The sequence below is a fragment of the Chryseobacterium sp. FR048 genome, from assembly GCF_056844665.1.
The window spans coordinates 261,033-283,679 of record NZ_JBXDSE010000006.1; the positions used below are offsets into that span (position 1 = coordinate 261,033).

Annotated in this window: 21 protein-coding genes and 1 tRNA gene; 7 read left to right on the top strand and 15 right to left on the bottom strand. The window is 37.9% G+C overall.

From position 1 onward, the window contains the following. Window positions 1-142: 142 nt before the first annotated feature. A complete protein-coding gene (locus AC106K_RS17880; RefSeq protein ID WP_482446821.1) occupies window positions 143-1,681 on the bottom strand; it encodes a SulP family inorganic anion transporter in 1,539 nt (512 codons plus the stop codon). Window positions 1,682-2,310: 629 nt separating this feature from the next. Here AC106K_RS17880 and AC106K_RS17885 point away from each other — a divergent pair. Beyond that, window positions 2,311-2,739, top strand: a complete 429-nt coding sequence (locus AC106K_RS17885) for a transposase (protein WP_482446823.1) — start codon at window positions 2,311-2,313, stop codon at window positions 2,737-2,739. A gap of 11 nt (window positions 2,740-2,750) precedes the next feature. Beyond that, complete coding sequence (locus AC106K_RS17890; protein WP_185288921.1) at window positions 2,751-3,089, top strand: helix-turn-helix domain-containing protein; 339 nt, start codon at window positions 2,751-2,753, stop codon at window positions 3,087-3,089. A 621-nt stretch (window positions 3,090-3,710) separates the two neighbouring features. On the opposite strand, the gene AC106K_RS17895 is transcribed toward AC106K_RS17890, so the two are convergent. The 6 genes from AC106K_RS17895 to AC106K_RS17920 form a co-directional block, all read right to left on the bottom strand. After that, window positions 3,711-3,849 (bottom strand) — tRNA-OTHER (locus AC106K_RS17895). A 221-nt stretch (window positions 3,850-4,070) separates the two neighbouring features. Beyond that, window positions 4,071-4,274 carry a phosphate ABC transporter substrate-binding protein gene (locus AC106K_RS17900; protein WP_482446825.1) on the bottom strand — a complete coding sequence of 68 codons (204 nt, stop codon included), beginning with the start codon at window positions 4,272-4,274 and terminating at the stop codon, window positions 4,071-4,073. A gap of 142 nt (window positions 4,275-4,416) precedes the next feature. After that, entirely contained in the window at window positions 4,417-4,950 is a 534-nt protein-coding gene (locus tag AC106K_RS17905; protein ID WP_482446826.1) for a DUF6584 family protein, read from the bottom strand. A 213-nt stretch (window positions 4,951-5,163) separates the two neighbouring features. Beyond that, complete coding sequence (locus tag AC106K_RS17910; protein WP_482446827.1) at window positions 5,164-6,033, bottom strand: nucleoside hydrolase; 870 nt, start codon at window positions 6,031-6,033, stop codon at window positions 5,164-5,166. A 73-nt stretch (window positions 6,034-6,106) separates the two neighbouring features. Continuing rightward, window positions 6,107-6,769: a hypothetical protein gene (locus AC106K_RS17915; RefSeq protein WP_482446828.1), complete on the bottom strand. Its 663-nt coding sequence runs from the start codon at window positions 6,767-6,769 to the stop codon at window positions 6,107-6,109. A gap of 219 nt (window positions 6,770-6,988) precedes the next feature. Further along, complete coding sequence (locus AC106K_RS17920; RefSeq protein WP_482446829.1) at window positions 6,989-8,506, bottom strand: TROVE domain-containing protein; 1,518 nt, start codon at window positions 8,504-8,506, stop codon at window positions 6,989-6,991. A gap of 490 nt (window positions 8,507-8,996) precedes the next feature. Between AC106K_RS17920 and AC106K_RS17925 the strand changes: the two genes are divergently transcribed. After that, complete coding sequence (locus AC106K_RS17925) at window positions 8,997-9,449, top strand: VOC family protein (RefSeq protein ID WP_482446830.1); 453 nt, start codon at window positions 8,997-8,999, stop codon at window positions 9,447-9,449. A gap of 184 nt (window positions 9,450-9,633) precedes the next feature. Here AC106K_RS17925 and AC106K_RS17930 read toward each other — a convergent pair whose 3' ends face one another. From AC106K_RS17930 to AC106K_RS17940, 3 genes are read right to left on the bottom strand one after another with little or no spacing between them, the layout of a single operon-like run. Next, entirely contained in the window at window positions 9,634-10,980 is a 1,347-nt protein-coding gene (locus AC106K_RS17930; protein ID WP_482446831.1) for an SWIM zinc finger family protein, read from the bottom strand. A 3-nt stretch (window positions 10,981-10,983) separates the two neighbouring features. Then, window positions 10,984-13,677 (bottom strand): DUF6493 family protein, encoded by a 2,694-nt coding sequence (locus AC106K_RS17935; RefSeq protein ID WP_482446832.1) that lies wholly within the window; start codon window positions 13,675-13,677, stop codon window positions 10,984-10,986. Further along, entirely contained in the window at window positions 13,674-16,199 is a 2,526-nt protein-coding gene (locus AC106K_RS17940) for a DUF6493 family protein (RefSeq protein WP_482446833.1), read from the bottom strand. Before AC106K_RS17940 ends, AC106K_RS17935 begins: the two co-directional genes overlap by 4 nt. Before the next feature lie 369 nt (window positions 16,200-16,568). On the opposite strand from AC106K_RS17940, the gene AC106K_RS17945 reads away from it, so the two are divergent. Genes AC106K_RS17945 through AC106K_RS17960 form a run of 4 tightly spaced genes read left to right on the top strand, consistent with a single transcriptional unit; the run spans window position 16,569 to window position 18,667 of the window. Beyond that, window positions 16,569-16,994, top strand: coding sequence for a MarR family winged helix-turn-helix transcriptional regulator (locus AC106K_RS17945; protein ID WP_482446834.1), 426 nt, complete (start codon window positions 16,569-16,571; stop codon window positions 16,992-16,994). Between the two features lie 7 nt (window positions 16,995-17,001). Continuing rightward, on the top strand, window positions 17,002-17,340 hold the full coding sequence (locus AC106K_RS17950; protein WP_482446835.1) for a GIY-YIG nuclease family protein: 339 nt from the start codon (window positions 17,002-17,004) through the stop codon (window positions 17,338-17,340). A 4-nt stretch (window positions 17,341-17,344) separates the two neighbouring features. Then, a complete protein-coding gene (locus AC106K_RS17955) occupies window positions 17,345-17,776 on the top strand; it encodes a DUF1330 domain-containing protein (protein ID WP_482446836.1) in 432 nt (143 codons plus the stop codon). A 6-nt stretch (window positions 17,777-17,782) separates the two neighbouring features. Further along, a complete protein-coding gene (locus AC106K_RS17960; RefSeq protein WP_482446838.1) occupies window positions 17,783-18,667 on the top strand; it encodes an alpha/beta fold hydrolase in 885 nt (294 codons plus the stop codon). A 137-nt stretch (window positions 18,668-18,804) separates the two neighbouring features. Here the strand turns inward: AC106K_RS17960 and AC106K_RS17965 are convergent, their stop codons facing one another. The 5 genes from AC106K_RS17965 to AC106K_RS17985 form a co-directional block, all read right to left on the bottom strand. Further along, complete coding sequence (locus AC106K_RS17965; RefSeq protein WP_482446839.1) at window positions 18,805-19,356, bottom strand: 3'-5' exonuclease; 552 nt, start codon at window positions 19,354-19,356, stop codon at window positions 18,805-18,807. A gap of 113 nt (window positions 19,357-19,469) precedes the next feature. Next, window positions 19,470-20,012, bottom strand: a complete 543-nt coding sequence (locus AC106K_RS17970) for a 3'-5' exonuclease (RefSeq protein WP_482446840.1) — start codon at window positions 20,010-20,012, stop codon at window positions 19,470-19,472. A gap of 85 nt (window positions 20,013-20,097) precedes the next feature. Further along, on the bottom strand, window positions 20,098-20,661 hold the full coding sequence (locus AC106K_RS17975) for a metallophosphoesterase family protein (protein ID WP_482446841.1): 564 nt from the start codon (window positions 20,659-20,661) through the stop codon (window positions 20,098-20,100). 202 nt (window positions 20,662-20,863) lie between these two features. Further along, window positions 20,864-21,814 carry an MBL fold metallo-hydrolase gene (locus AC106K_RS17980; protein ID WP_482446842.1) on the bottom strand — a complete coding sequence of 317 codons (951 nt, stop codon included), beginning with the start codon at window positions 21,812-21,814 and terminating at the stop codon, window positions 20,864-20,866. A gap of 228 nt (window positions 21,815-22,042) precedes the next feature. Beyond that, window positions 22,043-22,633 (bottom strand): RNA ligase 1 family protein, encoded by a 591-nt coding sequence (locus AC106K_RS17985; RefSeq protein WP_482446843.1) that lies wholly within the window; start codon window positions 22,631-22,633, stop codon window positions 22,043-22,045. Window positions 22,634-22,647 lie beyond the last annotated feature (14 nt).

Consider the following 22,647-nt stretch of genomic DNA (forward strand, 5'->3'; position numbering starts at 1 on the left):
AAATTCACTATTCATTTGCGAAGCAAAACTCACCATTGACTTTGTGAATAATCAATTGTCCATCTCCTACACCTATCAATTTTTTAAATGCTGAAAAATTCACGATTCACTTGCGAAGCAAAATTCACCATTGATTCCTTTTCTATTTTTCCGGCATCACTTTATAGGTAGGATCTTCCTGGATATTCACTTCAATGACGGCTTCTGCATTTTTAAGTATTTTCCGGCAGTCTTCGCTGAGATGTCGCAGGTATAGTGTTTTACCTTCCTGTCTGTACCGTTTTGAAAGTTTATCCAGCGTATCAATGGCACTCATATCTACAATCCTGCTTTCTTTAAAATCTACAACGACTTCCTCCGGATCGTTCATCGGGTCAAATTTGTCTGCAAAAGCTGTGGCTGATCCAAAGAATAATGGTCCATATATCTCATAATGCTTCACTCCGTTTTCATCTATGTGTTTTCTCGCCCTGATTCTTTTGGCATTATCCCATGCAAAAACCAAAGCGGAAATAATCACTCCAACTAAAACAGCCAAAGCAAGATTGTGAAGGACTACCGTGATAAGTGCCACTGTAATTCCAACAAATATATCTGACTTGGGCATTTTGTTCGCAATTCTGATAGAAACCCACTGAAAAGTACTGATAGCGACCATCATCATCACTCCTACCAAAGCAGCCATCGGAATTTTCTCAATCACGGGCGCTCCGCATAGAATAATGATCAGGATCAGTAAGGAAGCAATAATTCCTGACAATCGGGCTCTTGATCCTGCATTAAGATTCACCAGAGTTTGTGCTACCATGGCACAGCCTCCCATTCCGCCAAAGAAACCATTAGTAATATTGGCTACTCCCTGGGCCACAGATTCTCTGTTGGCATTTCCTTTTGTGTTGGTGATTTCATCTACCATCGATAAGGTCAGAAGCGACTCGATAAGGCCAACTCCTGCCATAATCAGGGCGTAAGGAAAAATAATCTGAAGGGTTTCCAGAGAAAAAGGGATCTGGGGAATATGAAAATTTGGAAGATTTCCACTGATATGGGCAATATCCGCTACTGTTTTTGTGGGAATATCAAATCCAAGAACAATTGCAAATACAATGATAATGGCCACTAAGGAGGCCGGAACCACTTTTGTAATCTTTGGAAAGAAATAAACAATACCAATGGTAAGGACCGTTAACCCCATCATAATATATAAGGTACTTCCCTGAAGCCAGTGTACTACTCCATTGCTGTCAATGATTTTAAACTGTTCGATCTGTGCCATAAAAATAATGATGGCCAAGCCATTCAGAAATCCATACATAACCGGTTGTGGAATAAGCCTGACAAATTTCCCCAGTTTAAAGATACCTACAAGCATCTGAAGCATTCCGGCCAACGCTACTGTGGCAAAGAGATATTCTAAGCCGTGGGACTGGATCAGAGCAATCAGTACCACAATGGTAGCTCCGGCCCCTCCGGAAACCATACCGGGGCGTCCGCCCAGAACAGCAGTAACCAATCCCATCATAAAGGCCGCATACAACCCGGTAAGTGGAGAGAGCCCTGCCAGAATCGCAAAGGAAAGAGATTCCGGGATCATGGTCATAGCAACGGTAAAGCCTGCCAGCAGTTCGTTTTTATAATTTATTTTCTTCGAAAAATCGAATAAGCTTATGGTATTTTTCATGAATAAGCAAAGGTAGCCACTTACATATTGCTACACAATTTTTTTCTTTTTATGGTTTTTTATATTCTCTACAAAACCCGTTGAAATAATTCACACATTGGTTTACATAATATGTTAATTTTAATTAAAATTAGATCATAAAGTAACTTTTTTATACATCCAACTCTTTTTGCTTTTAATTTTTGTTTAAATTTGAAAGCAAATAAGCAATTATTTGGTACTAAACAAAACATTCAACATGTAAGCGGCTGCTTATCAACACACAGCTTAGAAAGTATAGTTACATGAAAGAACTTTAACAGGTTATATTATTATTCACACAAATGGCAGGAAAAAGAAGTTTGAAAAAGTAGAAGAAGATTGACAAGCCTATTGAAAATAAGGAACATACCTCCACGATATATTAAGGAAACAAACAATACACCCTTTTAATATATCCAATCCATCCTGAACTGATTTTTAAAGATTTTAATCTCGTTGAGCACGTTTAAAGGACTCAAATAAGGTCCATCAATTTTTCTCAATTTCAAATTTAAGTGAATTATATTCTGTAAAACATAATAATATTTATCGCCTATTTTCGTTTTTTTATGTATAAGTTTTTAATTAAAAGATAATATTCAATAAAAATGTTATATAAAGAAATCCATATTGGAAAGTTTATTAAGGAGAGGGTTGAAGAAAATGAAATATCTATGGAGAGGATCTGTAAGTTTTTGGGGACAGATGAAGCATCTATTGAAAAGATGTACAACAGCGGATCTATGGATGCGGACCTTCTACTGCGATGGAGCAAGTTATTAGAATATGATTTTTTCAGACTTTACAGCTCTCACCTGATCCTGTATGCCCCACCTTCGGCGGCCAACAAGAATCAGCAGAAGTCTGACAAGATTCCTTATTTCAGAAAAAATATTTATACGCAGGAAATCAAGGATTTTATTATGAAAAGAATTCTTTCCGGAGAAATGACGCAAGGCGATGTGATTAAAGAATATTCGATTCCCAAGAGTACTCTTCACAGATGGCTTCAAAAGAGCGATACGATAAACGGATAAAAAGAAACAACATGCGTCCCAATTACAAAAAAATATATCAGGATATGCTGAGGATGGAGCATCCGGAGAAGCTAAAAGATCCTAAGATCAAAGAACTTCTTGAAAAGCTTCACACTACTGAAGATGTACTGAAATTTAATGACAAACTTTTCAAGCAATCCAGAGAAAATCAGAAGCTCAAGACCTATGACAAGAAGACGATGCTCAAACTCCTTCAGTATCAGAAGAAACATGGGCACTCTACCAGCTATATGTCCAGAAAATACCATATCAGCAGGACTACTCTTTCAAAATGGAAAATGATATTTGAGGAGGAACTGGACAATAAAATGAAAAAAGCCGATACATAATATATCGGCTTTCTTGTAAAGGTAATCATAAGAAAAAACAAGGGCTACGCATTGCCGGAGTCGAACCGGATAGCCTTGACGGATTGACCGACTGCGCTATTCCTCCCTATTGGGTACGGTGAAGTTTTTCCTAACGACACTTATTGGCAATAAAAGCCGAAAACGGGAATAAAGGAATGATTAGAAAATTATAATACAAAGATTATTTCCTGCTTCCCGCATGCGGCTTCTATTTTATTTAATTTTTAAAGATATTCTGAGCCATAAAAGACCCAAGTAAAACAAGGCAATAAGCAAAAAGTGAGTCGTGCTCTAACCATCTGAGCTACTCTTCCTATGTAAATTGTGTTTTTATTGTGGAAGAGACGGGACTCGAACCCGTGACCCCGTCGTAATGAGCGAAGTAACACTATTCTACGGCACTTGTCTGTTTTTTTAAAAAATAAAAAGAGGCAAATTGCAAAAAGGCTCTAATGCAGATTATTTTCATAATCTGTTCTGGAATCGAACCAAATTAACCGAAGTAAGCCTTTTCTACGGCACTCTTTTAATAATACAAGGTATCAAGTGAAATGATCCTCTGCCATCTGCTCTACCTTCCGAGCTACACCCCGTTTACAACAAGAGAGGCAGGAATCGAACCTGCGGCCTGATGGTTTATCATCAAAGTATAATTTCACAATAATACCTGATAGAAAAATCAAGGTAATATTTTCAGAATCGTTCGTGCATTTGCTCTACCGGCTGAGCTACTTCTCCTTTTCGAGGGAAAAGGCAGGATTCGAACCTGCGACCCAATGATCAAAATCCGAAGTATGATTCTAAAACGACACCTGATTCAATGGATAAGCAAGGCAATTGGTTTTAAACAGACCCGTATTAACAGTGTGCTATCTTTACACTATCTGCTGTTGCAGAACAGGACTTGAACCTGTACTTCTGTTACCCCAACGAAGTAATTCTGTTTTACGGCACTTGCTTTTAATTTTTCCACTGGGTTCTTCTGTATTTTTTCCAGCTTCTCTGAAATTTTGTATGCTTCGCATTCACTACTTCAAAACCGTGTGGAAAGCAACGTGAACATCCCAGTTCATTTCCGTATACGATTCTGGAAATCTGTACTCCGGAAATTTTCTTCGGGAAATCAATGCATCCATATTCATTGATTCCGAAGGTTTGTTTCATTGTCTTAATTTTTTTCATAAGTATTGAGTATTACCTCAATACACTGCTTCTTTAAGACATGGTTTATCATTATTCATGGTTATTAGTTTTATTTTTTTACAAATTTATATGGTGACTACGCATTCTATTTGCGCATTTAATTTTAATGGCTAAAAAGTGAGATCATAAAATTAAATAGAGTAACAATTCCTAAGATCGGCAGTACTATAAACCAGCCTACTAGTAAACAAATACCTATAAAATCTGAAAGTTCATTTCCATTCTTTACTTCTGAATATTTACCTTTTTCTCTGGTTTTAGGTTCAAAATCCGGGATATGATTTGTCTTTTTAAAACTATCATTCTCTAGTTCTGTCAAAATTTTCACCGAATATTCATTCATCTGGCTTTTATTTCCTCTGAACACAATATCTTTTAAAATAGCGCTTCCGGAGTTGTTTAATGTTTTTTTATACAATTCAACGGCATTTTTCATTTCATCATTTTCAGGTTCAGATAATATCCAGAACTTTCCGGCTTCATCTATAAAACCTGCCTCATAATAAATGTGTCCCAATCTGCTTCTCAAAGAAAGATTATTGGGAAACTGATTGATCATATTTCTTAATCTATCGCAGGCTTTTTTCTTTCTTCCTTCTTTAAGATCCTGATCAATTCTTGAAAATAAATTTCCCATAATGTTTTCTCTTTCCTTCTTCTCAAATTAAAAGTCTAACTGTAAAACTTTTGCTTGAAACATTTATTTATTCAAATCAGGCAATCTGGCGAAAGGTCTGTTCATTTTTGGAATCGAAGGAATCCTTTCTAACGGCACTGATTGTTATGAACACTGCAAAATTATACGGTAACTGCGCATTCTTTTTACGCAGTTTATTTTTTGTCAGAATATTTAAGGTTTGATCACCATCCAAAGGTCTGTTAAATCAGGAATGTAAGTCGTGATCAGTGACGTAGGTCTATCCGGATATTTTTCAGGCTCCAGACAACCCCATTCGCCTCTTCTTCTATACGGAACCACTTCTGCCCAAAGTGCTTTTGAAGGATCGATCGCCAGTAAAGCTGCTACAGTATCGTGAAGGGCTTTTTCTTTAATTTTCACCGCTTTCAGGAACAGACTGAGCCCTTTGTTGTGGCTACGAAACGGGATAAGCAATTCAGCATCTGCACTGGTGAAAATAGCACCGTGACATACATTTTTACTGATCATACGTCTTTCTCCCATTGGAATCGAAAAAAGAGTTTCAGCAGCAAGAGGATTGCCATTCAGGTTAAAAGTAGGACAAGTAAGCTTTCCATCGAATTTCTCCAGTCGGTATTCTTTCGGGACGATATTGTCTCCTGCAAAACCTCCTTGGCAGAACCAACGGTCAAAGAAAATCCCGGTTTCGTATAAAGCATGCGGATTGGTAAGGGCTGCCCCACTCAGCAATGTGCAGTCCGGAAACTGGCGAAGCGTCTCTGCCATGATGTTGGCTGCGGTATCATCTGCTTCTGAATCTTCAAACTTTCCAATCCAATCTCTGTGAAAGCCGGAGACACGGCTTGCAATCGATTTGGGAGTTCCTGCTCCGATGCGGACATCTTCTCTATCAAGAATTTGCAGAATCCTGCGTACGACTCCAATCTGATCTGTTCCTCCCGGGTGTACAGAAACACTGACCAGGTGAACTTTAGGGTGTGTCGCCAAAACAGCCAGGGTCATGGAATCGTCAGGATCGGCGGTTTCCATATCAAAGTGAAAAGGTAATTTATGTTCCATAGTTATTTTTTATTTAGTTTATTATTTTTTTAAGCCCACTTAAGGCCTGATATTGTGAACCGGCACCATTATATTATCCCATTCCGGTTAATAATTCTGCCATTCTTTCTGGATTTTTAGCATTGATCTTTTTCAGCATGATCAACACTCTGTTTTTAAAATTGATCTGGCGTTGTACTGCTTTTTCAACCTCAGCTTTCAGTTCTGATTCTTCAACTTCAACAAGGATTTTTATCTTTTCCGGATCGATCTCATTAGATTCTGTATATTCTGAAAAGCTTATTTTGCCATTTTCTTTTCTGTACAAAACCCATGGGTGCCCTATCCATAATGTTTTCCATTCTCTAGAAGAATTAGCCAATAGATCCTGCCAGTTTTTCAGGTCAGACATATCGCCGCAACACATTGGCTGAATATATATTTTACTGTCTTTTTCTAATGCGATTCCGCCATCAAAAGCCAATGTAAAAATGCCTTCTTCGGGATCGTCTTCCATATCCTCCAACCGGGCTTCCAGGATCATTTGTAAGTTTTCGTCATCAATGGTTTCGATGTCTGCCACATGGGATCCTTTTTCAATCGTTTTAAAATTAAAATTGAGTTTAGAAGCTGCCTCTTCCCAGTTGAAGTGCCATTCTTCAGGATCAGGATAATCTGAACTTTCCGGTAATTCGAAATCGTCTTTGGTATACAGTAATGGACTGATCTCAATCACATTTATAAGTGTTATCATCATGGTCTGGTTTTAGTTTTTAGCCCCGATTGCAACGGCATCCTTTTTCTGCAATGGCAAAGTGCGCCGGCGAAAAAGATACAGTGGAAAGCGGGAATAAGCTCTTATTATTTTTAAATATCAATCTTAATCATTCATCATCATGTAACCTGTCCTTTATCTATGAAAATCCTTGAAATGTATTCATTGGTAATTCCTGTTTATTGTTAAAAGCAGTGCCTTTTACAGCACTACTTTTTTAATCACTTCTATTGCAGATTTCCTGTCTTCTAATGCATTCAATACATTAAAAATTTTGTCTGACCAGCCTGCGATAAGATATACATCATTTTTTCTGACATCAATCGGCTGCTTTCCGTATCCTGCCAGATCAAAAATATAGAGTTTTGCATCAGGAGCAATCGCCTTATATCTCTTCCATGAATCTTCAAAAGAGTTTTTGGTTCCGGTGCTGTTCCACAGCTGGGTATCGGTGAACAACATTACTTTATCCACTTTTTCCTGCTTTTTGATCAGGCTTTCAATCACCAGGTAGCCATTCGTAGAATATCCTACTTTTCCTTCATATTTATAAAATTCGTCCACATTCCTAAGAATACTCTGCTTTGGCATCGGAACACGCAACCAACGATCCCCGAAAATTCCGGTCATTACATTCTGACACTGCGATTGTAAAATCATAGACATCAGCAAGCCAATATCATAAAGCAAAATTTTACTTTTTGGAGAAACCGGCTTCTGCATTGAACCTGAAACATCGGCAGCAATAACCACTGAAGTATCAAAATCAAAACCTTTGATGTTTCTTGCACTTACCAACACTGCTTTTTCCAACGCTTCCAACACTGAGGAGAGATATGGAGAATCAATTTTTCTCAGTTCTCTGTAAGCGGCCAGAAATCTGAACGGCAACTGCTTTGAATTCGCTACCGCCTTTTCATCTGACAAATAATGACATACTTTACTCATCGCTCCCGAAGACACCTCTGCCTCGAGAATATTTCTCAGGTTTCTCAAAGTAGCCATATATCCCAGCCTGTTGCTAAAGATCAATTCTTCCCATTTATTTCTGAAAGCCTGCTTTTTCTCTGCAGCATCAGCATATTTGGTTCTTCCTAAAGCGGAAAGCTCAACTTCCCAGGTATAAGGAGTCTCCAGCATATTGTAAACAATCTTGTTGAAAATAGTCTGCTGATCCTCATTTTTTGCTTTTGGATGTACTAGAAATAAAGCATCCTTTAAGGTAACTTCTGCTTTCCGGTTGTATTTGGCAAACTGATATTCATCAAATTTATTGAATGATTTTACCAGTCCTTTCTGAATCTGTTTTGAAAGTCTGTTCAGTTTTTTCACCCCTGTTCTTTCATTGGAGATCTGATAATAAGCCAGCAGTTCTGTGATTTCGTCAGCTCTCTGAACAACCCCGTCTACAGCTTTGCTCACCAGATCGGTTCCCGAAGTCTGCTTTGCCAATTCTGTCACCAAAACCAATGGAACGGATCTCAGATACATTTCTTTTCTAGCATAAACAGCCAGCTTTGCAACAAATTCAGGATCGTTTTTTCTGATCAGAGATTGTATTCTTTCTAATCTGTCATTTCCCTTTTCATAAGTGATCTCTGACAGTCCCGTTGTAACAACAGCACTATACAGGTCTTCTGCAGGCTTCATGGCATATGCTTTTGCGCCTTCGTGGTTTACCACTGCTTTATTCTCTTTTTTCAAAAAATTAAATTTCATGAGTTAGTGTTTTTGTTAAACATTAGAAAGATGGATACTTTCTCTGATTTCTGGTGCAAAGTAAAAACAATATTGCGCAGTGTTTTTGCGTAGTGTATTTTTCTAATTATTTATTTTTGAGCAGGGAATGATATTATTTTTTGAAGGTATTTTGTAGGGTAATAAGTTTTGGCTGAAGCCAATGGAGTTTTTTATTTTTTTATGGTGGGCTAAAGCCCACCCCTATTGATCCAGCCAAGCAAATATTGAGATTTAATGGCAAGATCTTTTATCTTTTATCTTTTATCTTTTATCTTTTATCTTTTATCTTTTATCTTTTATCTTTTATCTTTTATCTTTTATCTTTTATCTTTTATCTTTTATCTTTTATCTTTTATCTTTTATCTTCTAATTATAAAATCCATCTATCATTCATTTCACATAAAGGTATCGATAATCCCAGATTTACAGGGAATCGTTTTCTAGCTTTGTGCTGATTAAAATTAGAACTATGATTAAAGGATTATATGAAACCCATGTACAGGTAAGCAATTTGGAAGATGCGATCCAATTTTATACAGAGGTATTAGGATTAAAGCTCGCTCATAGAGATGAAACAAGGCCGATTGCTTTTTTATGGGTAGGTGAAGGGAAGGAATTTATGTTAGGATTGTGGGAGCAGAAAGAGAATCTTCAGACGAGGCATTTTGCTTTTTCCAGCAGTAAAGAAGATATTTTAAATTATTCGGTAGAGTTTTTGAAAAACAAAGATCTGAAGCCTTACAATTTTCTGAAAAACGGAACGGTTGAGCCTATGGTATTTGCATGGATGCCTGCTGTTGCGATCTACTTCAATGATCCGGATGGTAACCAGCTGGAATTTATTTCTATTCTGGAAGGTGAAAGCAGTCCGGAGCTGGGTGTACTTACCTATGAGGAATGGATCAACAGAAATAATGGGTAAAGGATACTGACAGATATTTGAAACACAAGGGTTTTTAAGAATAAAACTTTTCTGTTTTTATATCAAGATTTATAGAATGGATATTATTTTTTTGCCACGAATGCACTCATCCTTTTATTGATACATTCGTGGCAATTATAGAATCTTACTGATGAAAGAAACGTTTGTGGCTTTATAAGAGAACCTACTGATGATTAATCAGTTTCTTTACAGCCAGCATATGTTTGCAGGGACCTCTTTCTCCCTGATATTTACTGAACCATTCGCAGGTACAGCGCTCTTTTTCTTCTTCAATGATTACGGTATGGTGTACTCCTGTACCTCCTACCCTGGCTTCTGTTCTTTCTTTGCTGTTATTCAGAATCTCTACTTTTCCCTCTGCGATCAGCTTTTCGGCGTTTTTCATACGGGGGTTCATTTCCAGAATACGGCTAAGTTTAAAAGGTAATCTGCGATAGAAAAATTCGTTATCATCCAAATCATATCCCAATAATCCCATAGCAGCTAGTCTTCCGGTAAGGTTTTCCGTCATTTTTAGACTGATATTTTCTTCCAGCGCCAAAGCGGTTGCATTGAAGGACTGATTGGCATACGCATATTTATCTAAAGCATCAATCCATTCATCAGGAACTTCGGAGGTCAGGCTTCCTAATATCGCCCCTTCTCCGGAGAATCCCCGCCAGCTTTCTCTGGACAGCGAGAAACTGAATCTTATATTTCCCATATAGAGCTGCCAGGTTGTAGACTGCATATTAGGGTGTGAAAATACCTGCATATAATCTATATATGAAAGTAATGGCTCCAGCAAACGAAGTCTGTGAAGCCCCCCGATACACATGCCATCTCCTGATTTTACAGGTGAAAACATAGGTTTATTGCCCCTTACAATCAGATAATAGTCGGACTTCACTACTCCTTTAGGCATTCCACGGAAGAGCTGTTGGGTCTGAATCTTGTTGAAGGTATACCGTTTTTCCGATTCTGACAGATAGAGCTGTACGGTTCCCAACCCTTTGATCCATTTTACAGGTAATGGGACCTTTCTTTCTACGACTTTCTCTTCTTCTTTATAAAGCCCCACTTCTTTTTCACCAACGGAAAGCATGATCTTCTCATTAGGCCGTATACTTCCTAAAGCCGTTATCATCGGCTGGTTAAAGTCTACATTGGTAGTTCCGTTTTCCAAAAATTCACCATCCAGGCCTCCTGGCAGTACATCTACCCTTGCGTAAACTCCTGCACAGTGAGAAAATCCTTCAAAGCGGAGTCTTTCATTTCCGGCCGTCACAATAGGATCTTTAAGCAACGTCATCTGAAACGGAGACAGGCTGAAGCTGGATTTTACAATATTGGAAAGGGTAATCAGACATCTGGCCAGGATAAACGGTTGTCCTACATTCCCCCAGAAAAAGCAGGGAACATCGGTATTCTTATGTATCTCGCTGTATTTAGCGAGAAACAGTTCCTCCAAAGCCTCTCTCTTTACCAAAGAGGAAGCTCTGGGATAGTTGTAAATAAGCGTATCTTCCATAATTTATTTTTTTAGAAGAAGATTGCAGATTTTTTTCAGGCTCGAGTTTTCTTTCCAGTCATTTAGTTTTTCAACAATATTGATATTGGCTTCCGACTGGTTCAAAGCCAATACCTCATGATACACTTCCAGAAGTTTCTTCAGGTTGGTAACCGGTGATTCCATTTGATATAATATATTGGAGATCAGTTCTTCCAGTGCTGCATTATGGGTTTTGCTTACATTCAGCATATGGTGCTGTATAAGGTCTGTTAATCTTTTGACAGGGGCCCATTCTAATTTTTCATGCAGTCCTATCACTCTTCCCAGCTGTGCGTTGTCCATCATCTGGTGTGAAACATGTTCCAGCCATATTTCAGCCGCTGTTCCGCGAATGGTTTTATCTCCATCCAGGAAGATTGTTCCCAAGAACAGATACCCCATTGGGTCCAGCGATTTCTTGATCTGATAAAGAGCCTGCGCCGTGTTGAGCACCAGATTTCTTTCGTAAACCTCAGCAATTCCTGAATAAAAAAGACAGTGTTTGATGATTTTTGCCAGGGCATTTGCTGGTGTATTCGGGAAACACCACATCAGTGCCGGAGTTTCAGAAAGTTCTTTCTGGCCGGCAACAAAGTATTCTACGAATAGAGATTCTTTTCTTTTTTCAAGGTGATATTGTGGAATCACAATATTCAGTTCAACAGGATAATAAGAGTTTTTCTTATTGTCGATGGTCTTCCATTGGTAATCTCCGTAAAGAAATTCCACAGGAATATTATCATATCCGAAACTGCTGAATTCTTTAAAAACAGTTTTGGGCGAACGTGTAATTCCTGCAGTCATCCACCATGAAGGATGTTCAAAATTTCCTTTCGGAAGAGCATTTTTCCCAAAGAAGAAAAGTAACAAATCTTTGTACTCCCCTTTTAATTTTTTCTCTGCCAGCTCTAATGCTTCCGATAGATCATCCAAGGCACAGCGCTGTAGAGCCAGCTGCACATCCAGGTGGTGAGGTTCAATATTTTTATTCTGATATACTTCCAATCTTTCCACCAGGCTTACAGGAGAAACCCAGCAAGGTGAATGGGTAACGGTAAAGAGCAGTGGAGGGCTATCTCCTGCCTCTATTTTCTGGCATATATAGATTGCTAGTTCTTTGAAAGCCTTCATTGCAGGAGACTCTGCCCCTACTTTATCCATAGGCCCCAGTTTTTTCTGATAGTTGGAATAGGCCTCTCTTGCAGCTTCTTCTTCAACGGTTTTATGGTAAATTTTCTCCAGATTTTTAAGCTGATCCGGATATTTCTCCAGCAGACCCAATCCATAGTTGATAATCAGGTTGCACTGCAAAACATTCAGGTAAGGAACTTCCCATTTTGCAATGGTTTTGCACGCTTTCAGAAATACAGGTTCTATTAGTTTCACAGATTCTGCATCTACATCGTTGGCAAAGCGGATGAATCCGTCCAGTGCAATATCGCAATGGTGGCTATACGGATCTTCTATTGCCAATGGCAGGAAGAACATCAAATCCTCAAAACTTTCCAGTACTTTTACTTTGTTATCTTTTGTGGTGAGTGATACTGTTTCGGAAGTTATCGCTTCCAGTTCCTGTTGTTTTTCTATTATATATTTTTCCAGCATTGGACGCACATTCGTCAGAATATTGTCTGAATAATGGGATAATGCTTCTTTGATATTGTCAGAGGGTGGAATATATTTCAGCATAATCTTTGCCGCTTTGGTCTGTATTCCATCATCTTTACTTACAAATGCCGTACTTAAAGCCATTCCCAGGATTTCCGGGTTAAGTCTTTTTCTCTGGAAGATTTTCTCCGTTAATGAAAGACCTGAGGCCACTACGGTCTTAACTTCTGAACTCAACAGGTTCGGAAGGTAATGGGAAAGTTCTTCTATTTTAATTCCGGCACCGGCTATTTTTTTCAGGTGGTTCAATATGGTATTAACTGCTTTTGACTGTGTTGAAGCCAAACCAGCAAGCAATTCATCCTGAAGGTCTACCAATTCTTCTTCTGTAGGTTTTAAAACGGTAAATGCATCCATGAACCAACCTGTAACGTTTTTGTTAAAGTTACGATTGGAAGCCAGCAGGCATTCTCTTAAAAACCTTTTTCTTTCAATTTTCTGTTCTGAAATCAGCTTCTGCACCAACGGGAACCATTCTTTACGGAATGGTAATGATTTTGATGGGTATTCGCACAGATACCAGAAATGAGTTTCAAGGGTTTCCGGGTGTTCATCCAGATCAGAAGGATAGTTGCTCAGATGGTGTCCCAGCAATTCGGGTCTGGGTTCTACATAGCCTTTTTTCGTCCATCCTAAAATATCCTGATAGTTAAAAGCTGTAAACTCAGCCTCTACGGATTCATTGATAAAATCAGAAAACCATTCCGGGCATCCCCATTCCAGGATCTGCTCTGCCTGTTCTGCATTCCGGAAAAGGCTCCAGTAGTTTTTACCAAAGTTCTTTTTGTCCATACAGACAAATGAAGCAATATCAATAATGGAATGCTGGTTGGCAGAACCTACAGTATGGTAGGAATTCTTCGTCATTACGATCTTGCTGATCTCACGTTCCATTTTTTTGATGGAAGGCACCAGTGTCTTTCTTTCTTCTGCGGTAAGTTGCTTTAGAAAAGGGATAATCTCATGTATTTTTTCCTCATTAAGGATCTCATAAAGTCTTTCTTTCATCTGTTCTCAATTTGATGTATAATTTTTTTCAGGTTATTTTCTTTTTCCCATTCTTTAAGCAACTCCGAAAGAGTTTCGTCCGGTACAGACTGATTCTGATTCAGCAACTCATCATAGAGTTCCAGTAGTTTCTTCAGATTAAACACCGGTTTTTCCACTGCTGTAAGAATGGCTATCAGCAGTTTCTCAAAAGCAAGGTTATGTCTGGAACTCAAATTGATAAAACCAGACAATCCGTCTGTAAATCTTTTGACAGGTGCCCATCCGAAACTGATCTTTTTACCGATCATTGTTCCCAGTTCCCGGACCTCAAAATCCTCCGAAACTACCTTGTTTACTAAGGCTTCAAAAGCCATACCAGAAAACGTCCTGTTTTTATTAAACAGTCCCGCAGACAGGAATAAATAGTGTACCGACTGAAAAGGCAGACTCAGCTTCATCCATGCATCAAGAAAGCTCACATTACCTTTTATATCATACTGATAGTCAGATCTCGACAAAGTTTCGCCATATTTTTTTGCAACAACAGAACCTGAAAAACAAGGTGCTGTATACAAAATAGAAATCAGATCATCATCATAAACACCATGATAAGAGTTGAATAGATATTCGAGAAAATCTGCATTTTCCAGAAGCTCTTTTTTATTACTGATGCTCACCAATACCTCAGGAATTTCCTCTGTAATATTCCATTTATAAACTTTTTTATAACTGAATGACCAGCCGAAGTTACCATCCAGATATACATGGTCATATTTTTCTCTGAAATGATCAGGATTGAAAACAGGTTCCAGAAGTTCAGCGTATTTTTTATCCAGCTGTTCTTTTGCATATTGCTCAGCTTCATTCAGATTTTCTTTTTGTACCCGAAGTATAGCGATCTGCAGATCAAAAGGAGTCGGCATTTCATTCTGCTGCTGATACGTCTTCAGTTTATCCACAAGATTCTTTGCTGTTATCCAGCAAGGGCTATGATCAGGTACGGAGAGAAGTGGAAGCTTTTTATCCTGTTTCAACATTTCAAAAATTCCTGATAGAAGCTTGTGATACGCCTGAAAAACCAAAGGAGTCTTTTTCTCGCACCAGTTTTCTAAGTTGGGAAATTCTGATTCTGCCTGAAGCAATATTTGTGATCTTTCTTTTTGTTTTAAAAGACCATAGCTGATAAAAAAAGTTGCTAATAAATGACGGAGCCCTCCTGTTCCTTTTGTTTTCAGTGCAGCTTTGAAAGCAGGTTCAAGTTTACTCAAATGATCTTCATCAAACTCGCTGTTGAAGTTGACCAATGCTTCCAGAAACTGGTCAAAATAATAGGTTGTAGGATTACTGAAAACCTGTGGAGCAAAAAATATAAAATCATCAATGGTCTGAATGGGAGTGATAGGCCCAGGCAAATGCCATGAAACAACCTCGTAATTTTGTAATCCCGAATTGTCAGACTTTCCCTGTCCGGTGAAAAATTTCTCCAGCAAGCTTTCCGCATCAGAGAGAAGTGCCCCTGCATACAGTTGTAATTCAGACCGGATTTTTTCTGATTCCGGGTTTCCGTATTTAGCGATGATCTTCGCTCCTTTTGTCTGAAGTGCTTTGTCTTTATTCAAAAAAACCGGCATCAGAAGGAGGCAGATATTTTCATGAAAAGTATTGTTTGCTTTAGCTGTTTTCTCTAAAGCCGACAACAATGCATTTATTATATTTTTGGTAGGAAGTGTCATCACAGACGATGAAACCTGTAGAAAATCTTCTGTTTTAAATGCTTTTTCTGTGAGAACCTGACTGATTATTTTTAATACACCCGGAAATAGCGAAGTCTGTGTTGAATGAAAAATCATAAACAAATCATCCTGCCATTTCAGTATTTCTTCATTGGTGGGTTCCAGATAGGTAAAAAGCTCCAGAAACCACGTATTATGTTCTTTCGAAAAATTAAAATTAATGGCTTTAAGACTTGATTTTAAAAGTCTGGATCTATCTATTTTCTGGCTTCCGGCAAGATTTTTCAAGTGTTCTTTCCAGTTTCTTCTGCCATAGAGAATATCCGACTCATATTCGAATAAAAGCCAGATATGAGATTCTAAGGTAGCCGGGTATGTCAATAGAATTTCTTCTGCGGTATGTTCAGGAGCCCATGATGAGGAAAGCAGAGATGCAATTATTTCATCCTTTAACTTAAGGTAGCCTTTCTGCTCCCATTCCAATGCTTTCAGATAATCAAAATTATTTACAAATGAATAGCTTTCTCCAAGCCAGTCCGGAGTATAGGATTCAAACAACTCTTCAACCTGAGCAATAGGCATTGAATAATATCCGGGGCTTAGTTTTTCGTATTCCGCCCTGGTTTTAGAACAGGCTAAAGCCGCCAACACAGAGATATTGTTGTGCCCCCATTCTTTATTTATATATTTTTTTAAAAGAGCGACAACTTCTTTCTTATCTTTTGGTGTAAGCTTTATAAGAAAAGGAACAATTTCCTTGATTCTATAGTTTAAATAAATGGTCTTAAACTCGTCCTCAATTAGCATAGATTCATTCTTGTCGGCTAAAATAACAAAAAATGACCTACAGGGTAAAAATTATCCCTCAAAAGTGAATTTTTTAACAAAACTTTATGCTTTTAACAGGAGGTCTATCAGCAGTTCTGAATAAAAGTTAAAAAAAAGTTTCTTCACTTTAGTCTACAAAATATATAGGTAATTTGTACAGGAAAACCTCTTTTTATAATTTTTCTTTTTTTCTATAGTATATAAGACTCTTATTGTGAAGAAAATTTATATTTTCAACCGGCAATTCAATTTTAAAATGATTTAAATTTTATTTCAATTCAATAACTTAATTCATTAAAATTTATATATTTGCAAAATAAAAATACTTGATAACTCAAATATATATCAATGATTAGTTCTGAATTATTACTTTTAATCAACTTCAATAAACTTCAATCTGTAATTTCCAGAAAGTTTGATTCGCTGAGCGTGCACGGGCTAGGTTTCAATGATTTTGTAATTCTTTATATCCTCAGCACATCTTCTGAAAGTAAGATGCGAAGGATAGACCTTGCAGAAAAGATCGGTCTTACGGCTTCAGGAATTACCCGGTTGTTGAACCCGCTGGAAAAAATCGGTTTGGTAGCCAGGGAAACTAATGAAAGAGATGCCAGGGTGAGCTATGTAGTCATTACTGAGGTCGGGAAAAAAATATTTGAAGAAGCACAGACAAGTGCTGAAAGCATTACAAAAGAGATTCTGCCATCCAAAAAGAGCAAATCTCTGCAGACCGTAAGTCAGTTTTTATCTGATTTGGGAGGAAATATACAATAAAAATGATATGAAAAATGCATTAAAACAACAGCTTAGAGAAAAGGCTAAAAGTCACACCATAACAATGGGAGTCCTTGTTCTGAAGAATATTACTAATGGAAAGCAATACATTCAAAGCTCTCTAAATCTGGAGGCTCTGGTAAATAAAATGAAGTTTATGCTTAACGGGGGATTATTTACGAATGCGCAGTTGCAAAAAGACTGGACAGAGCTTGGGAGTGATTCTTTTACTTTTGAGTTTGCCGTGATTGTTCCGGAGCAGGAAAACCAATACATCAACTATCGTCAGGAAATACAAAAGGCTGAACAGTCTTATACTTCCGGGGCATCAACCGAAATATACTAAAGCAATGTCACAGAATTATTTGTCTCCTACTTTTGAAGCAGGGAAACATCTGTTTATGAAAAACATTGAAGGTTCCGTAATCAATATGAATCTTATCCGATTAAAAAAAGAAGCAGATTATTCACAATATCCGGATCTTCAGCCTTCTGAAAAAATCAGCGGCTGGGATGCTTATTTTAAATATATCAAAGAGACTGAGCCCTTTTTAAGAGAAAGTGGCGGAGAGATTTTATTTATCGGAAAAGGAGATCAGTTTTTAATTGGTCCGGATCATGAATACTGGGACATCTGCATGCTGATCAGGCAAAAAAGCGTCAACGATTTTTTCAGTTTCGAAAAGAATGAAGCGTATATGAAAATCATGGGACACCGAATTGCTGCTGTAGAAGATTCGAGACTTTTGCCTCTGGAGGAAATAATATCATACAAAAAATAAAAGCAGATGGCAACAGTAAGAATAGGAGATGTAGAGGTATGCTACGAGATATTCGGGGAGGAAAATACAGAGACTATTGTTTTGGTTTCAGGGTTGGGAAGCCAAATGATCCGTTGGGAAAACCGTTTCTGTCAATTATTTGTGGATAAAGGCTTTAAAGTAATCCGTTTTGACAACAGAGATTCCGGATCTTCTGTATATATTCCCGGAAAAGAAATTGATCTTAATGGAAATATAGAGGAATTTTTCTCTGGACTGAAGCCTGAAGATATTCCTTATTCTCTGATGGATATGGCAAAAGATGTTATTGGCCTGCTGGATTATCTTCACATTGACAAGGCTCATTTTGCAGGTCGTTCTATGGGAGGAATTATTACCCAATTGCTGGGTTCCTATTTTCCTGAAAGAGTTCTAACGCTGACTATTATTATGTCGACGTCTTTAAATCCAGGGTTACCTCCTGCCCATCCTGAAATAATGGGAATGATGATGAGACCTTCGACTGATCCTGCGGTTGAAAGAGAAAAATATTTTCAGGAGAAGCTGTTGTTTGCGGAAAAAATATCAGGTACCGGTTATCCATTTGATCCACATCTGGAAACCTCTCTGATTGAGGAAGAACTTCTTCGTTCAAAGACCAGAAACGGGATCATCCGGCAGCTTCTGGCCATGGGTTCTTATCAGTATGATCCTGAGATGCTGAAAAAAATAAAAGCTCCCACTCTGGTTATTCATGGAACGGATGATCTGATTTTCCCTCCGGAATGTGGAAAAGATATTGCAGATACCATTCCCGGTGCTGAATTTGTTCTGCAGAAAGGAATGGGACATTCTATTCCTGAGGAACTATTCAATTATATCTGTGAGCTTATTCTCAATCAAAAAGGATAAACTTATTTTATCGATTTTATAAATTCGGTGTTTAATGACCGAAACTATTAATGATCTGAATCCTTTCAATTTTAAATATAAAAGAGACTATTTCAATACTGAAACAGTCTCCTTTTTGTTGATCTGATTGAGGAACTTTAATAATTCTTCAGACACCAATGTAAAATCTTGGCAATATTTTTTGCATCATCTACCCCTCTGTGATGGGTACCTTCCAGTGTGAATCCCAATTCCCCCAAAGCTCTGTTCATTCCTACGCTTTTCCTTACAACAGGATGAAGCTGTCCGAATAAAGTTTTTACGTTGATGTGATCATCTCCCATTGGATAATCCAGATAGAATCTTCTGGCCTGGCTCTGCAGCATACTCAGGTCATAGTTGCCATAGCTTGCCCATGTCAGCTCTTCGGAATCGTATTCTGCTCTCAGGATGTCAAAGGCGTCATCCAGCATTATACCTTCGTTATCCAGCATATTCTGGGTAAGGGTGGTAAGTTCTGTACAAAACGGGCTTACCTTTGAATATTGAGGTTTTATTAAAATCCCTTCATTCTTAGAGATCTTTCCGGTCTTTGCATTCATAATGCATACACCAATCTCGATGATCTCACTTTCCTGACCTCTTGGCGGCCGGCTGTCCCAGCATGTGGCTTCAAGGTCTACTATTAATATATTTTCTGTTGTTTTCACTTGTTTAAAAATTTAATTATTAAAGGATGGAGAGGGTTGCAGGAAGATGGAAGTTTTCATAACGTCTAATTTACTTCCAGCGTCCAGCTTCAGCCTTCCAGCCTAATGACTATTTACAAAATTTCACTTAAAATTTTTGCTGTATTGTAAGCATCGTCTGCTCCGCTGTGATGATTTCCTTCAAAATCCATATTCAAATGATTCAGAGCTCTTTTAAGGCCCATTGATTTATAAAGGCCAAAATGCTTCCTGAATTCATACATCACATTCAGATAGTGGTCTGAAAAAGGATTTTTGATTCCGAGCCAGTCGCATTGTTCAATAATCTGCTCTCCGTCGAAATTTCCGTATCCTGCCCATGTGAGCGGTTTTGAATCGTACTCCTCTCTGATTTTTTCACAGGCTTCTTCAAAATAGATTCCTTTTTCTTCTATCAGCTGCGGGGTAATTCCTGTAAGCTTTGTACAGAATCTGTTGATTTCTGATCTTTCGGGAATTACATAAATGCTTTGTTTTTGGGAAATTGTTTTTGATGTTAAGTTTAATTTACAAATCCCTATTTCTATAATATCAACTTTTTGTCCGTGCGGGATTCTGTCATTATCCCAGCAGGTCGCCTCCAAGTCGACAATTAATATTTCGTTGGTTGTTTTCATGATTTTTATTCTTCAAAATCAGAGATTGGGAGGTTAGTCGTTTTCATTATTCCTCACCTACGTCCCAATTCTCTTATACCTCCACTCAGTCTCTCGGACCAAACGGTGGCGTCCATTTTTTCTGCTTCATAATTTCTTTTACTTCTTCGTAGGAAATAGGATAAAAATTATGGCAATCTACTCCTACATCAAAGCTTAGTGCCATTTCATCATCCGGCAATGTTCCGTGTGAGTGACCGTACAGCTGCCATACTCCGCGATGTGAGCCATTCCAGGTACGCATGGCGTAATGGAAAAGAATGATCTTCTGTTTCCCGTTTGTATTGTCCGATTCATCAATCTTCAGTTCGTGATAATCTCTGATGGACGCAAAACGTTTTGGATACGTCAATGCCGCCCCTTCATGATTTCCTTTGATCAAATGGATGTTCCCGTTTAAGCGGTCTAAGATCTCTTTTGTAAAATCCGGTTTTCCTAAACTGAAATCGCCCAGATGGTAGACGGTGTCTCCAGGTTCAATTTTCTCATTCCATCTTCTGATCATTTCTTCATTCATCTGTTCCAGAGACTCAAAGGGTCTTTCGGAGAATTTTATAATATTTTCGTGACCAAAGTGATTGTCTGCTGTAAAGAATATATTGGGTTTCATTTCTTTTGTTGTTTGTTTGTCGCAATAAGTGTTGGTAAACCACCCCGTCAAAAATTCTTTGAATTTTTGCCCCCCTCCGGAAGAGGGGAATATTTGTGCCGTTGATTGGAATATTCTATATGTTTGGTTTCAATTCCAATGGCATGACAAGTGAGTGGTTCATGGGTAAAGCTTTTGCGACTTTATTATTTGTTATTTTAAATTAATTATTCTGAAACGCCTTATAAAAAGCGGTTTCAATTTCCTGTTGATCGATTTCCGTATATCTTCTGGAGAAGTGAATAGGAATGGCTGCTTTCACCTTGCATTCATGCATGATTTTTCCTGAAGCAGAAGCAAAACTGTGGTAATTCAACTTGGCAAACTTCTGGTCTGAATCTTTGTAAAAAGTTTCGATACACACCTGATCTGCTCCTTCAAAAACTGTTTTTATTTTCGCATAATTCTCTTCGGAGGCGGCATGATCCATGATCACTCCCAGTTTATATCCGGGATTGCGGGTCAGTAGAGAAAATAATTCTTCTGCCTGATAAACAGTTCCCTCAATCTCAATCTCAATTTCCTTATTGGGATCATTATTTTCAAAAGCTGCTTTCAGTTCACTGATCCATTTTCCTTTTCTGAAACCGGAAGCATTTTCATTAAACGTGACTGAATCTTTTTCTTTGAACAGATAGGCAACAGAGTCTGTTTTGTGATCCAGGATTGCAAAATCAACATTGACGTATTCATCTTCAAACAGGAAATTCTGAGTTTTTACAAATTCAAGGTTCCAGTGAGGGGGACGAAGGCTATAGATATTGATTTCTTCTTCTGAAACGATCTCCCGGATTTCATATTCAATTGCTTTTTCATCGATCAGATTCCAGGTGTAAGATTTTAATCTCGCTTCTACCTGCTGATGGATATGCCTGGGACCGCAGATCACCACTTTTTCTCCGCTTCCGATCTGATGTCTGAAAATTCCGTCAAAATTTGAAAAATGATCGATATGGGTATGACTGATAAACAGTGCTGATATTGACTGTACTTCTTTTACCGTCAACAAACTTGCTTCTCCGCAATCACATAAATAATGCTTTCCGGAATTCGGAACTTTTATTAATATACTGATGTCTTCTCTTAAAAGACTTTTTATTTCTGCCTGTAACATTTTTTTCTTTTTTTAACCACCCCGTCAAAAATTCTTTGAATTTTTGACACCCCTCCAGAGGAGGGGAATTTTTGCACCTTCGACTGTTCTATTGGCCCTCAAAAATTCTGAGTATATTTTTTAAACTTAGTTATTGCTTAAAAATAACGAAAGTCTTCAATTTTTTGTGGTTACCTTGATACATAAAAAAGTTCCGATAAAATAAATTACCGAAACTTCATCTTTATTTTAAACAATACGTTCTTTTATCGCTTTTCTGCGTACACCAAAGTCAGATTTCCTGATCTTACACATACGACTGTCTGCTGTATGATGAAAAACAATACCTTCCATATTATTCTCAGGATTGCTCAAAAAGTTTTTGATCCATTCAAAATCCAGACTTTCCAAACTAAGTATATTATGGCCATGTTTTACCAGTAAATGACCTTTAATATTTTCAGGATTACCTTGTACTTTCTCACCGATAAGTTCGTAAGTACCATCTTCTACCTTGCCTGATACAGCCAAAGCATTGAAACCTTCCCAGAAGTATTGATCATCTTTTTTCTCCATACTACACTCTACCCAATGCGGATGATGACCTGTAATAAGATCTGCTTCCTGACATGGAATAGCGCCTTCAGGAGCTGTTTTCCCTTTTTTGGCATCGTATCTTTTGTATAATTTCCCATTGATCACCGCACATGCGGAACCATCAAACTTTTGCGTAGCAATAGCTTTTCCATCAAAAACCCAATTGTTTTCAGGATTAATTTCGTTAATAACTCTTCCTAAATTATTTATATCTTTTTTGAATAATGTACTTATCTTTTTCATTTCTAATTGTTTTA

Excerpts from the sequence above, each read along its gene's own strand:
- AC106K_RS17950 (WP_482446835.1), top strand. The coding sequence starts at position 17,002 with ATGAAAAATGCATTAAAACAACAGCTTAGAGAAAAGGCTAAAAGTCAC.
- AC106K_RS17945 (WP_482446834.1), top strand. The coding sequence starts at position 16,569 with ATGATTAGTTCTGAATTATTACTTTTAATCAACTTCAATAAACTTCAA.
- AC106K_RS17940 (WP_482446833.1), bottom strand. The coding sequence starts at position 16,199 with ATGCTAATTGAGGACGAGTTTAAGACCATTTATTTAAACTATAGAATC.
- AC106K_RS17930 (WP_482446831.1), bottom strand. The coding sequence starts at position 10,980 with ATGGAAGATACGCTTATTTACAACTATCCCAGAGCTTCCTCTTTGGTA.
- AC106K_RS17910 (WP_482446827.1), bottom strand. The coding sequence starts at position 6,033 with ATGGAACATAAATTACCTTTTCACTTTGATATGGAAACCGCCGATCCT.
- AC106K_RS17985 (WP_482446843.1), bottom strand. The coding sequence starts at position 22,633 with ATGAAAAAGATAAGTACATTATTCAAAAAAGATATAAATAATTTAGGA.
- AC106K_RS17915 (WP_482446828.1), bottom strand. The coding sequence starts at position 6,769 with ATGATGATAACACTTATAAATGTGATTGAGATCAGTCCATTACTGTAT.
- AC106K_RS17960 (WP_482446838.1), top strand. The coding sequence starts at position 17,783 with ATGGCAACAGTAAGAATAGGAGATGTAGAGGTATGCTACGAGATATTC.
- AC106K_RS17975 (WP_482446841.1), bottom strand. The coding sequence starts at position 20,661 with ATGAAACCCAATATATTCTTTACAGCAGACAATCACTTTGGTCACGAA.
- AC106K_RS17885 (WP_482446823.1), top strand. The coding sequence starts at position 2,311 with ATGTTATATAAAGAAATCCATATTGGAAAGTTTATTAAGGAGAGGGTT.
- AC106K_RS17905 (WP_482446826.1), bottom strand. The coding sequence starts at position 4,950 with ATGGGAAATTTATTTTCAAGAATTGATCAGGATCTTAAAGAAGGAAGA.
- AC106K_RS17955 (WP_482446836.1), top strand. The coding sequence starts at position 17,345 with ATGTCACAGAATTATTTGTCTCCTACTTTTGAAGCAGGGAAACATCTG.
- AC106K_RS17980 (WP_482446842.1), bottom strand. The coding sequence starts at position 21,814 with ATGTTACAGGCAGAAATAAAAAGTCTTTTAAGAGAAGACATCAGTATA.
- AC106K_RS17920 (WP_482446829.1), bottom strand. The coding sequence starts at position 8,506 with ATGAAATTTAATTTTTTGAAAAAAGAGAATAAAGCAGTGGTAAACCAC.
- AC106K_RS17970 (WP_482446840.1), bottom strand. The coding sequence starts at position 20,012 with ATGAAAACAACCAACGAAATATTAATTGTCGACTTGGAGGCGACCTGC.
- AC106K_RS17935 (WP_482446832.1), bottom strand. The coding sequence starts at position 13,677 with ATGAAAGAAAGACTTTATGAGATCCTTAATGAGGAAAAAATACATGAG.
- AC106K_RS17900 (WP_482446825.1), bottom strand. The coding sequence starts at position 4,274 with ATGAAACAAACCTTCGGAATCAATGAATATGGATGCATTGATTTCCCG.
- AC106K_RS17880 (WP_482446821.1), bottom strand. The coding sequence starts at position 1,681 with ATGAAAAATACCATAAGCTTATTCGATTTTTCGAAGAAAATAAATTAT.
- AC106K_RS17925 (WP_482446830.1), top strand. The coding sequence starts at position 8,997 with ATGATTAAAGGATTATATGAAACCCATGTACAGGTAAGCAATTTGGAA.
- AC106K_RS17890 (WP_185288921.1), top strand. The coding sequence starts at position 2,751 with ATGCGTCCCAATTACAAAAAAATATATCAGGATATGCTGAGGATGGAG.